This window comes from Micromonospora echinospora, assembly GCF_900091495.1.
Taxonomy (GTDB): Bacteria; Actinomycetota; Actinomycetes; order Mycobacteriales; family Micromonosporaceae; genus Micromonospora; species Micromonospora echinospora.
The window spans coordinates 6,372,120-6,385,512 of the sequence record NZ_LT607413.1; the positions used below are offsets into that span (position 1 = coordinate 6,372,120).

Annotated in this window: 3 protein-coding genes; 1 reads left to right on the forward strand and 2 read right to left on the reverse strand. The window is 69.2% G+C overall.

Translation table 11 applies throughout. The annotated features are described in order from the left end of the window. Positions 1–386 precede the first annotated feature (386 nt). Positions 387–656, reverse strand: coding sequence for a MafI family immunity protein (locus tag GA0070618_RS27345; protein WP_197701660.1), 270 nt, complete (start codon positions 654–656; stop codon positions 387–389). Continuing rightward, on the reverse strand, positions 649–10,434 hold the full coding sequence (locus GA0070618_RS27350) for a LamG-like jellyroll fold domain-containing protein (RefSeq protein WP_088984184.1): 9,786 nt from the start codon (positions 10,432–10,434) through the stop codon (positions 649–651). The genes GA0070618_RS27345 and GA0070618_RS27350 overlap by 8 nt, the downstream gene beginning before the upstream one ends. A gap of 762 nt (positions 10,435–11,196) precedes the next feature. Between GA0070618_RS27350 and GA0070618_RS27355 the strand changes: the two genes are divergently transcribed. After that, positions 11,197–13,155, forward strand: a complete 1,959-nt coding sequence (locus tag GA0070618_RS27355; RefSeq protein WP_088984185.1) for a tachylectin-related carbohydrate-binding protein — start codon at positions 11,197–11,199, stop codon at positions 13,153–13,155. The last annotated feature ends 238 nt before the right edge of the window (positions 13,156–13,393 follow it).

Below are 13,393 nucleotides of genomic sequence, written 5' to 3' on the forward strand. Positions count from 1 at the left end.
TCCCGTCGTATCACTCTTCGTCGGCTGCCCAACTCATCGAGCCTCCGAGCCGTAGTCACCGGTTCCAACCCCGCATCCCTTCCATTCGCAACTCTTCCGATTGGCCGTACGCCCTATAAAGGCCGCCAGCCCTGTCACAAGGCCTGCAACATATGAGCGACGAAACCCACTGCCGGCCTGGCGGTCCGCAGCGCAGTCGACACGACCTGCCGTTCGTAAACCGGTGGCACCGATGGCGTTTCGCAACACGATCATCCAAGACTGTCCGTTGGCCCCGGTGAACGGCGCGACGGTCGGGCCGGTCGTCGCCGGGTCGGAGACATCCGGACTGACCCGTGCCGGCCACAGGGATTTGGGAAATGCTGCTGCTTTCCAACGAAACCCGATCACTCAACTATGAGTTCGTCGAGCCGATTAACAGCAGCTTTCTCCTCCAGTTCATCTCCAAGCACTTTGAGTCGTTCATAAAAATGCCGCGATATAGCAAGTGAATCCTCAAAGATCCAGGAGCAGAGGGTATCGAAAGCCAGCCCTAACTCTCCAACCTGCACCAACTCACGGACATCTGCTCTGACATCACCCGACGTGATGGGCGACTCGTTAAGCAGGGCCAAAATGTCCGCTTGCGCCTGGCGAAAATCCACTTCTTCACCCAATCGGGAAACCCGTGATGACACGGTCCGTAGCTGGCTCAAAGATCACCCGAATCTGCACCCCATCATGAACACCCTCAATCTTTACCCGCGATGGGTCTCCCCTCCTGGTATAGAGCGATCCATGCGCGCCCTTCTGCCAGGTCCAGGAATTGGAAGGATTCGTAGCAACGTCCGCAACACCGTCCAAAATCTTGTCGGTATCCCAAGACTGCGGGAAAACCGTCTTCCCTGGCTGCCCCGGCCATTTATGTCCGCCGCCCGTACGATTGCCAGCAATGATGTGATATTGGGCCTCACCGTCAATGAGATCCCGGCCGACACCACCGCAGTTGTGCACGAGTACTGAAGTTTTTCCGGCGAGCACATAGTACGTGTGGATCTCGTCGATGGTGAGGTTATGGACCTGCCGCTGCTCGGTCCACTTCCGGACGGCCACCACGGAGGCCGGGCGGTGGTCGGCGGTCTCGAAGACGTACCCGGGCTTCAGGTCCTTGGCGTCGGCCCAACGGCCCTCGTTGGCGACCCAGAACGGGTGTCCGTCGGTGGCCGTGATCTTGCCGGTGCGGTCGCCCTTGTCGCCGTCGGTGTCGACGGTGATCTCGACCAGGTTCTTGCTGCCCGAGCCGATGATCAGGGCGGTCACCGCCCGCACCTCGGTCCGACCGGTGGTCGGGTCGGTGGCGACCACCTTGTCGCCCACCCGGACCTCGCTGATCGGTTTACGGCTGCCGTCGGCCATCAGTACCCGAGTTTCCGGGGTGAAGCTGTTCGTGCAGCTCTTTCCGACCAGGCCACGGCCGATGCTGCGGGCCTCCGACATGCCGGCGCTGAGGGCCTTGCTGCCGGCCGCGCGCAGGCCACCACCGAGCGCCCGGACGCCCGCGCCGAGCGCCTGCCCGGCGACCGAGCCCAGGGCACCGCCAAGTGCACCGGTCAGACCACCCATGGCGGTGGCGCCGGCGAGGTCCCAGCCGCGCTTGCCGTTCATGTATCCGGTGACCGCGGAGCCGACCGCCCCGGCGAGCGCCCCGCAGGCGACCGCGCCGACGCCGGTCCAGCCGATGGCCGCGCCGCAACCGAGGCCGACCACCGCGCCGACGGCAAACCCGGCGATCTCGGCGGCGTGGTCCTCGACGAACTGGGTTGCCTTGTCCCACATCGCCGTGGCGCCCTCGACCAGCGGCGCGAGCTTCTGCGAGACGCTCAGGTAGAGGTTCTGCTTGAACTTCTCCGGGTCCTTGATGGCCTGGGCGGTGACCGCGACGACGCTCGCCGCCACCTTGACGCCGGCCGAGACCAGCTTGATCCCGGCCATCAGCGGCTTGGTCAGGGCCTGGACGACGGGCAGCTTGGTGAACCTCACCGCCTGCTGGACGGCCGCCTTGGCCGCCTTGGTCACCGCGACCTTGGCCTGGTGTATTCGTTGGGCCACCGCGCGGGCCTGTTCCTTGGCCCAGTTGACGGCCGTGTTCTTCAGGTATGCGACACCGGACTTGACCTTGTTGTAGACGGTGCTGACGACCGTCTTGGCCTTGTTGTAGACCCACTTCGCGGCGCTGGAGATGGCGTTGCCGACGGCCTTGACCGCCGAAACACCCCAGTTCCAGGCGGTCGACGCCCAGCTGCTGACCGTGTTCGACACGTGGGACACGGTGTTGCTGACCGCCCGGGCCGCCCGCTTGACCCACTTCGGCCAGTGACCGTCCGGGTCGTCGAAGTCCAGCGGGGCGCCGGCCGCGTACGTGTAGCGGTTGGCCAGGATCGAGTCGCCGCTGACGTAGTCGACGCTGTCACGGGAGGCGAAGGTGCCGGTGCCGGGGTCGTACCAGCGGGCACCCATGTCGATTTTGCCGGTGTCCGGGTCGGTCCAGTCACCCTGGTAGCCCAGGTTGCCGGTGTTCCCGACACTGCCGACCTTCTTGCCGAACGGGTCGTACGCGGTGGAGTCGTTCAGCGTGGTCAGGTCGGTGTCAGCCGGGTCGATGGCGGCCACCACGTCGCCGTGCGCGTCGGTCAGCGACAGCCGCTCCTGGTCGGCGGCCCCGGTGGCGAGCAGTTCGTGGGCCGGTCCCCGGGCGAAGTACTCGACCCCGTCGGCGACCACGTCGTCACCCAGCCCGGCGTAGGTGAACGTCTGCCCGGTGCGGGTGACCAGCCGGTCCAGGCCGTCGTACGCGTACGTCTGCCCCTCGGCCGCGGTGAGCCGGTCGAAGGCGTCGAAGGCGTACTGCTCGGTCAGGCCGGAGCTGGTGCGGCCGAGCAGGGTGCCCCGGGCGCTGTAGGTGTAGGTGAAGTCGCCGTCGGAGAGCAGCCGGTTGCGCTCGTCGAAGGTGGCCGACTTGGAGCCGGCCCGGATCCGGTTGCCGCTGGCGTCCCACTGGTAGTCGACGGTGCCGCCCGGCCCGGTCCAGGAGGTCAGCCGTCCGGCCTTGTCGTAGCCGTAGCTGTTGTTGCCCGCGCCTGCCGTACCGGTGGTGTTCTTGCTGGTCAGGTGGCCGTTGAGGTCGAAGCCGTAGCTGACCGAGGCGACGGTCTGACCGGCGGCGTTGCGCAGTACGTCGCTGTTGACCCGGCCGTAGTCGTCGTATCCGAAGGTGCGGATCCGCCCGCCGCCGTAGTCGATGGTCTTGACGTCCCCGGCGGCGTCGTAGGTGAGCTTCTGCTGTTGGCCGGTCAGTCCGTCGTTGAGCGAGTCCAGCCGGCCGTTGACGTAGCCGAAGGTGCCGGTGCCGGCCGCGTCGGTGCGGCTGGTGAGGTTGCCGTCGTCGTCGTAGCCGAAGCTGGCCGCCCCGGACGGTCCGCTGGTGGTCAGCAGCCCGCCCCGGTCGTTCCAGGTGTAGGTGTTGGTGCCGGTTGCACCGTTGGCGTTGACCAGCCGGCCGGCCAGGTCGTAGTCGAGGTCGCGGGCAGCGGTGGCGGTCTCCCCGCCGGAGCCGGTCTCGGTGGTGAGTCGCCCGGCCGCGTCGTAGGTGCGGGTGCGGTGCACGCCACCGGGGGCGCTCAGCCGCACCGGCTTGCCCTCGGCGTCGTAGCCGACGGTCCAGGTCCGGTCGGCCGCTGCCGGGTGGCTCGCCGTCGCCGGCTCGATCGCCGACTCCGGAAGATCCAGGCTGTTGTACGTGTAGATGGTCGAGTTGCCCCGCCCGTCGGTGTACCGGGTGCGGTTGCCGGCGACGTCGTACCCGAACGTGGTGGTGATCGACTCGGTGTCGCTGACCGGCTCGACCTGCTCGACCAACCGGTTCGCCGCGTCGTACCGGTAGGCGGTGACGACGTCGTAGGGGTCCTTCGAGGAGGTCATGTTGCCGGCGGCGTCGTAGCCGTAGGTCTGCGTCCGCAGCGGGGTGCCCTCGGCGTTGAGGTGCGAGTCGGCGATCCGGTTGCCGAACAGGTCGTAGCCGACCCGGGTGGTCCGGCCGAGCCCGTCGGAGGTACGGACCTGCCGGCCGGTGAAGTCGTAACCGAACAGGGTGGCCTCGCCGGTCGGCGCGGTGCTGCGGGTCAGCTCACCCAGGGCGTTGAAGACGTTGACCGTGGTCGCGCCGCTGGGCGACACCGTCGACGTCAGGTCGCCCCGGTCGTCGTACACCATCCGGGTGACGAGGTTCCGCACCACCGGGTGGCGCTCCACCCGGGTCTGGGTGACCTGCCGGTCCAGGTCGTCGTAGGTGAACTCGACGCGGGCACCGGTCGGGTCGGTCACCGACAGCACCTCACCGGTGCGGGTGTAGGTGTAGGTGGTGACGGCCCGTTCGTAGTCGGTGCTGGACGGTTCGTCCCGGCTGACCATCCGGTTGAGCTGGTCGTAGCTGAAGCGGGTGGTGCCGCTCGGGTCGATCGTCTCGACCACGTTACCGAGGGCGTCGTACCTCGTGCTGGTCTGCGGGGTGACCGGCTCGGTCACTCCGGGCGGCAGATAGGTGGGGGCGACGGTGCGTACCGGCCGGCCGAGCTTGTCGTACTCGGCAGTGGAGACCTGGCCGCGCGGGTCGCGGGAGGCGACCTGCTCGCCGAAGGCGTTGTAGCCGAGCGCGGTCTCCGGGCTGACGGTGGCGGGCGTGCCGCCGTTGCTCTCCGCGCTGACCGCCGGGCCGGTCGCGCCGACCAGCTGGCCGAGTTCGTCGTACCGGTAGGTGGTGGTGAACGCGGCCTTGTCCGCGCCGGTGACGTTGCCGCGCGGGTCGGTCATCGTCTTGCGCAGGCCGCGCTGGTCGTAGGTGTAGCTGGTCACCCGGCTCTCGGTGCCGGCGATCACCTTCTCGGTGAGCTGGTTGCCCGCGTCGTCGTAGGTGTACTCGACGGTCTCGGTCGCGGCGGCCACCAGCCACGGCAGGTTGGAAGGGTTGCCGGTGCGGGTGGTGCGGGTGACGTTGCCGTTCAGGTCGTAGCCGAACGTGGTGGTGCGGCGGAGCCCGGTCGGGTCCAGGACGGTGCTGGTGAGCTTGCCGCCCCGGTCGTAGGTGTATTCGGTGACCTGGGTGCCGTTGCCGGCGATCTTCTTCGTCGCGTTGCCCGCGCCGTCGTAGGTGTTCTCCTCGACGACGTAGTTCCGTTTGGTCCCGTCCGGGTTACGGAAGTCCTTGAGAGTGATCTTGTGGAGTAGGTCGTCCCGGTAGTACTGGTACTCCAGCCGGCGGCCCATCGCGTCGGTGTCGCTGGCCAGCCGCCCCGCGTGGTCGTACGAGTAGGAGTGCAGGACCAGGTAGTCGAGGTCGCCGGTGCCCGGGGAGCCGGGCGGGTCGCTGCGCCAGTCACGGAAGCGCACCTCGGCGACCTTGTTCTGCGCGGTGTACGCCCAGTCGTAGCGGTTGCCCTTGGCGTCCACCATGGACGTCTTGTTGCCGAACCGGTCGTAGCCGTAGTTGGTCTCGTTACCCTCCGGGTCGACCACGCGCACCGGCCGGTTGTGTTCGTCGTACTCGGTGGTGGTGACCCGGTCCGGGTCGCCGCCGAGCAGGTCGGAGACGGTGACCTTGGTGACGTTGCCGTCCAGGTCGTATTCGTTGACGGTGCGGGACTGGTGCTGGGCGCCGGAGACCGCGTCGGTGGTGATCGGCCCGGTCACGGTGGCGACCCGGTTGTGGTTGTCGTAGGTGATGGTGGTGGTTACGCCGGCCGGGTAGCTGTCGGAGATGACCTTCTCGGTGATCCGCCGGCCCAGCGCGTCGTAGGTGTACTCGGTGACCAGGCCGGACGGCTCGGTCACCTTGGCCAGGTCACCGTTGCTGTAGTACGTGTTACGGCTGACCTTGGTCCGTGCGTCGGTGCTGGTGGAGAGCAGTCCGGCGGGTGGATTGCCGCCGCCGATCGCCGCCTCGCCGCCGGTGGTGTAGGTGTGGCTGACGATGCTGCCGTCCGGGTTGACCTGCCGGCTCAGCTGGCCGCTGGAGTGGTACTCGAAGGTGGTGCGGTAGGTGGTGTCGGTGGCGCTGGCCGACCGGCCGTCCCGGGTCTCCACCGCCAGGTCGGCACGCGGGTCGTACGGGTTCGTGATGGTGGTCGAGTACGTGTAGTAGGTGGTGAAGCACTGGGTGGCGGTCCGGCAGCTCTTGCGCGACGCGAGGTGGCCCTTGCTGTCGTAGGTCATCTCCACCGAGTCGCCGTTCTCGTTGGTGACCTTGCTCTGGTAGCCGTCCTCGTCGTACGAGAAGGTGCGGATCGCCATGCCGTCCAGCGGGTGCCGGATGAAGACGGGGCCGCCCGATTCGCCCGGGATGATGGTGCAGAAGGCCGGGTCGTTCGGGTCCGGCTGGGTGCAGGTCTCCGTCGGCGGGGACGTCGGTGGCGAGGTGGGCTCGCCGGGCCGGTCCTCCTCCCGGATCTCCAGCCCGAGCGGCGTGCCGGAGCGCAGCAGTCGGCCGGCCAACGCGTCGTACTCGTACAGGTGGGGCCGGTTGGCCGGGTCGAGCACCTGGACGCTGCGCCGCAGGTCGGTGTCGCCGCCGTAGACGGCGGGCAGGCCGACCTTCCAGGTGCCGCCGTCGTCGTCGGTGTACTCCCTGACCCGGTCGCTGGTGGTGTCGTACTCGACCTCGCTGGCCACCCGGCCGCTGGGCAGGGTCACCCGGGTCAGTTGCTGCGCGGCCTTACCCGCCTGGAAGTGGGCGGTGGCGGTGGCCGGGCCGATGGGGTGGGAGTAGACCGACACCTCGTCGATCACGCCGGCGAAGTGCCGCTGGACGCTGGCACCCCAGGACGGCCAGGAAGTCGGTGTGGTGGCGGAGGCGACACCGATCTGGTTGAAGGTGAGCAGCGAGTGTTCGATGGTCTGGCCGGTCAGCTCGCCGACCTTGACGCCGTCGAGGTACATGGTCTGGGTGGCGCCCATCGCGGAGAGCACGACGTGGTGCCACTTGTTGTCGTTGACGGGGGTGGCCGAGGTGATCGGCGCGACGGCGCCGGTGGCGAACTGGCCGCGCAGCCTGCCGTCGGCGCCGGTGTAGAGCAGGGGCACGCCGCTGGTCGCCGCGGTCCCGTACGCCTTGTCCTGGTAGCCGATCAGCGGCCCGCCGGTCTGGGTGAGGCCGATCTTGAACCACAGTTCGACGGCCGCGTCCCGGCTCTTCTTGACCAGGCCCTTCGGCAGCTCCACGTACGAGGAGGTGCCGTTGAAGCCGGCCGCGGTGTTGCCGGTCCCGGCCAGCGCGCCCGGCTGGGCCAGGGTCACGTTCCGGTAGGTGCCGGCGTCCTTGCCCAGGTTGATCGCCACGTCGCTGGCCGCGCCGGTCCCCTCGGCCTCGCCGAGCCGGTAGTACGAGTCGGGGCGCGCGTCGAGGGCGGCGGTGCGGTAGTGGTTGCCGGCGGCGTAGTCGTAGCTGGTGCAGGCCGTGCCGCCGGGGCCGCAGACCTTGGTCAGCAGGTCGCCGTCGTAGGTGTACGTCCAGGTCAGCGCCGCGCCGTCGACCGGGTCGGTGCTGACCGTGGTGACGTGCTCGCCGGTCCAGGTGAACCGTAGCGACCGGCCGGCGGTGTTGGTCTGGCTGTTGGAGACCTGGACCTTGGCCAGCTTTCCGGTCATGAAGTCGTAGGTGAGGACCAGCGAGCGGAACATCCCGTCGGTGATCTTCGTCAGCCGGCCGGCGAGCGAGAACGTGTATGTGGTGTTCGACCGGTCGAGCAGCTTCCAGTTGACGGCGTCGACGGTCAGCTTGGCTACCCGGCCGGACGGGGCGGCGTACGTGCCGTCCGGGTTCCTGCCGAACCGCACCTCCTGCCCGTCCGGGTAGCGGATCACCACGTTGCCGGAGCCGTCGTTGTCCGGGGTGAGCAACATGTCGTACCGGGTGGACCAACCGGTGCCGAAAACCGCAGTGGAGCGCGGGTCGAGGCTGTTGTAGGTCCGGACCAGGTTCAGTTCCGGTCCGACGGTCGCCACCGCGGCGTCGATGGCCGTGGTGGTGAAGTTGCCGGTCTGGGCGTCGAACTCACGGCCCTGTTCGGCGGCGGGCGAGCCGGCGATCCGGGAGATGACGTCCGGCTGCGGTACGGCGGTGGTCAGCACCGAGTCGGGTGAGATCACCTCGTTGGCGCCGTCCTTGACGTAGGCCCGCCACAGGTACTCCTTGGTCCAGGAGAGCCGACCGGCGGGCACCACCCAGGAGGGCTTCGTCTGGTAGCCGGAGTTGGTGCAGTTGGTGGCCGTACCCGCGTCGGTGCGGTCGCAGACCTCGAACTTGAAGGAGAGCGTGGCCCCGGGTGGCGCGTCGGAGTCCACCGCCCGCGCCCAGAGCAGCGGTGTCAGGGTGGGCGCCTGGTAGCCGTTCGGCGGGTGGAGTTCCTGCACCACCGGTGGTACGTCGAAGACCTGGAGCACGATCCGGCCCGGCGGGACCTGGTGGTCGGTGAAGACCACCCCGCCGGTGCGGACCATGGTGAAGTCGAGGAAGTACGTGCCCGGCTCGAGTCGCTTGATGGTGGCGTCCAGGGTCACCTTCGCGCCCCGGGCGAGGGTGGTGCTCAGGTTCGCGGCCCGCTGCTGGGTCACCGCCGCGCCGGTCTGCGCGTTGTACGCCCGGTAGGCCAGGTAGTAGTTGCTGGGCGACCAGGCCTCCGCGCCGAGGTTGGTAACGGTGACCTTGACCTTGCCGTCCTGGTTGCGCAGCACCGGCGGTTCCGGGGAAGGCTTGGGGATGGCGTAGTTCGCGTTGTAGGGCGTGTGGGTGACGTAGAGCTTGGGCGGGTTGGCGGTGGCGGTTCCGGCGAACCGCTTCCAGGCGCCGCTGTCGGTGGTGGACGCCCGCAGCGACAGGCCGTGGTTGGCCTGCTGGCCGTTGACCCAGCGCTGGACCAGGCTGCGGCCGGCCGCACCGAGGTCGAACATCTCCCCCGCCGCCGGGCAGGCCGACTGGGACTGACCGAGACCGATGTACCCGTGGGCGAAGGACCGGGTGGCCAGGGAACTACCCACGGCCGGGCCGGGGTACGAGTGGCCGGTGCCGGCGGTCCACGCCTCGGTGACCGGGTGCACGGTGACGGCGCGGGGCGTGCAGGAGGGCGCGTCGTAGTTGACGGCGGACAGGGCCGCGCCGTAGACGGTGTGGTTCTGCAGCCGTCCGACCAGGTCGCCGAACTTCACGTACGCTGCCGCGTTGGCGCCGTTCATCCGGCCGACCAGCAGCTCCTGCCCGCCGGAGGTGGAGCTGCCGCCGTGCACGTACATGCTGCTGTCGGCGTTGCCCCCGGTGACCGGCGGACCGACGGTGGGGTCGACCTCGACCGGGTAATGCCGGCCGGGCTGGTTCAGCCAGTCGGCGTCGAGGGTGACCCTGAGCGCGGTCCCGCCGGCATGGGGCACGAGCTGGTAGTCGACGCCCGTGGAGAGGGCGGGGCCGATGGTGTCGGTGCCGGCGTCGAGCATGTACCCGGCGGGGATGGCGGCCCGCTCCCGACCGCCGGTGTCGATGAGCAGGATCCGGCCGTCCACCAGACGCGCGGTCAGCCCGCGCAGGTGCAGCGGGAACAGGTACGACGTGGGTGCCTTCGCCGAGCGCAGGACGATGGTTTCCTTGACGCCACCGGCGGCCGGTTCGAGCCGGAGGTCGACGCCGGGCTGGACCTCGGGGTAGGTGACCGTGTCGCCGGCGACCCGCCCCTTCGCCGCCGCCGCGCCGGCCAGGCCGAAGCCGAACTCCACGCCTTCACCGAAGGTCAGCCGGGCCAGGTGGGCGGCGTCACCCCGGTCGGCCAGTCGGACGTCGACCGCGTCGGCGGTGTTACGCCATCCGGCCCCGTCAGCAGCGGGGGCCAGGGCGAGGTCGATCGGGGCCCAACTGCCGTCGGGGCGTTGGTAGTTGACCGGGGTGGCAGAGAACTCGGTGGTCTGGGTGCCATCGGCGTTGTCGTAGACCCGCTGGTGGGAGCCCCGCTCGGCGGGACGTTCCCGGCTGCTCGACCGGTCGAACCCACGGCCCGGGTGCGGCGGCGGCGTGGCGGTCCTCGCGGTGTTCCGGCCGGGGGCCGGGCGTTCGGTCAACGTGTGCAGCGGGTACTGGCCACGCAACGACCGGGGCAGTTCCCGGTTGACCCGGCCCTGTTCGACGTGGTCCCGGCCGGCGGCGGAGCCCCACTGCTGGCCCGGCTTGGGGGTGGAGCGATCGGTGCGGCCGTCGGCCCACGCGGCGGTCGGCGACAGCCCGGGCATGCCGCTTCCACCAAGGTTGAGCGCCAGGATCGCGGCGAGTGACGCCGCGAGGGCCGACCGGACGGTGACGGAGCGGACCAGCCGGACGCGCCGCGCCGACCGGTTCGGCGCTGACGGGCGGCGAACGCTGAAGAACATGTCAAACCTCGGATTCCGAATCGGCCACGGCGGGGCCAGGTCGTGCTGACGGCACGGAGGGAACGGCCGGCACCCGGGGCTGCGGGCGCGGGCGTATGGCAGGTCAGGACGCGGACCGGCGGCAGGTGATGCCGGTGCCGGTCAGCCGAGCGAGCGTCGAGCCGCCAGCCGGTTCGGCAGGTGGCGGCGGACGGTCATGGCAGAGGACGAGCGTCGTCCCTCCGTGCTGGGCCGAAAATGACAGACCACGGCCAATGCGACCGACGTCGGAACGTCGAGCTGCGATGATGCGCAGATTCGATGATCGCCATTGCGCCACACCCCCGTGTGCTGCTGCTCTTCAATGCGCCGCTGTACAGTGACAGCGCGGTAGCAATCTGTCAATGCCCCATCTCACAGCACCGGCCGCGCCGGCGCGACATCCGCCGACACCACGGAGAGTTGCCGAACTCGTCCGCCCGGGGAGCACACGAGCAGCCGTCCTCGGCACACGGCGTGTCCACAATTGACAGACAGTGACGGTTGGTACGCGGTAGCGGGAACCGGCGGGATGGTGCATGATGACGCCCGCCGACCACATCGGCCGCCGGTCGGACCCGGCAAGCGATCACCTGATCCCCACCGACCACATTCGGCAGAGGGTGGACGCTGGCCGGAGAGGCCTACACGGGGAAGGAGTTCAGCATGCCCGGAGACGCTGGTATACGTTCACGTAGAGCAATATCCAGACGAGCCATTTTGCGATTCTGCGCGGCTTTCTTGATGATCGCCGGAAGCGTGGTCGCGCCCATTCAGCCGACGCCCGCCCAAGCCGCCGACACGTTCACCTGCACCGGTGCCGCCAGCGTCTTCAATTCGCAGAGCACGGGAATCCTCCAGCGCCGCTCGTTGAACAACCCGGGCACCACCAGTTACTCCTGGGGCAGCGCCACGACGATCGGCTCCAGCGGCTGGAACGGCTACGGCCGGTTCCTCGGCGGACCGGACGGCCGGGTCTACGGCATCAACGCCAACGGCCTGACCCGGTTCCGTTGGACCGGCAGCGCCTGGGAAACCGTCGACGGGAAGATCAATTGGCTGATCAGCCCGAGCTTCACCGAGCATGCCACCAGTTCCATGCGGAACAAGATCACCGTCGACGAGATCGGTGATTTCTACCTGATCGACGCGAGCGGCAAGCTGCGCTGGTACCGCTACGACGAAACCGCGAAGAACTGGGTGATCTCTGGCCGGGTGCTCGACACGGGCTGGGACAAGTACGACCTCGTCGTCGCCGGCACCACCGGCGTCCTCTACGCCCGCACCCCCGAGGGCAAGCTGCACCGCTACCGGTTCGACCCGGTCAGCCAGCGGTGGCTCAGTCGGGACAAGCTGGTCGGCACCGGCTGGAACGGCTTCACCAAAGGCCTGTTCTCCGTCGGCGGGGACACCCTCTACGGCATCCAGGCCGACGGCGACCTCTTCCAGTACCGGTACCGCGAGGACACCAACACGTGGCTGGTCATGGCCCATCACATCGGCAGCGGCTGGGGTGGCTACCCGAACGTCTTCGCCACCACCAACACCTGCAAGCTGACCGAGACGTTCAGCCCGCCCCGGCCGGCCACCCCCATCCAGTCGCACGCGCCGATCGCGGTCATGCAGGCCCCTGCCGCCGCGGGCGCCGCCATGGGCACCCTCGAGTTCGTCTACAGCGACAACATCGGCCAGCTCCGGCACGGGCGGATGGATCCGGACAACTTCCTGTCGTTGCAGTGGACCTCGGTCTCGGAGTTCGAGGCGTACACCGGCAAGCCGGCGCTCACTGTGGACAACCAGCGGGTGTCCATCTTCGCCCACCAGTCCACGAGCAACGTCCGCTCCAGGACCCAGGCCGCCACCGGCTCCCCGGCCTGGAACAGCTGGCTGGGCCTGGGCGGGGCGATGAAGTCCGAACCGGCCGCCGTGCGTCTCTCCGACAACACGGTGGCCGTCTTCGCACTCGACGCCGACGGCGCGCTGTGGTTCAGGCACCAGGACGGCGTCGGTGGTGACCTGCTGCCGTGGCGCAACCTCGGCGGCAGTGGGCTCACCGGCACGCCGGTCGTCACCCCGGTCGCCGACCGGGCCGCGATCATCGTGGTGGCCGACAGCGCCGGCAACGTCAGGACCACCACCTATCAGGACGGCGCCCTGACCGCCGGCTGGACCGACCTCGGCGGTGGCGGCGTCACCGGCACGCCCTCCGTCGTCCTGCTACCCGGGACCCGGCTGATGGTCTTCGGTCGGCACAGCGGCGGCACCATCCAGACCAAGACGCAGAACATCGACGGGACCTGGCCCGGCACCTGGACCCCAATCGGCGCCGGCGCGATCACGCCGGAGGGCTCGCCGAGCGCGGTGCTCAGCCCGAACAGCGGCCTGGTCTCGGTCTTCACCCGCGCGGCGGACGGCCTGATCCACCACTCCCGGGAGACCGCCCAGGGCTCCGGGGAGTGGGCGAACTGGATCGTGGCCCGGCCGGCCGAAGAGCCCCCGACCGAGACGTACCCGGTGGACCCGACGGCCTTCACCCACCAATCGAGCAACGGCACGGTAGTGGCCTACGTCACACGCAACGTCAACGGCGCGACCCGGTACTACCGGCTCCAGAACGAACTGGGCGGACTCTCCGCCGCCCGGAGCACCAGCGGGGCGAACCCGACCTTCGAGGAGCGGACGCTCCCCCAGCCGCGCCCCTGAGTCAGGCCGGTCGCGGTCCGCGTCGCCGGTCACCGAACCGACGTAGCCGGCAGCCCACGCCGGCGACGGCGCACCCCGGGCCGGCCGTGAGGGCTCCCGCCCGACGGCCGGCCCGGGCGTTCCCGCTCGACGGTCCCGTACGACGTCCGATGGGACGTCGTACGGGACCGCGTCGGGTGCCGCCGGAATTCGGCGGACCCGATGTGGCCCGGTCGCCGCAACGCGCCCCCGGGGGTAA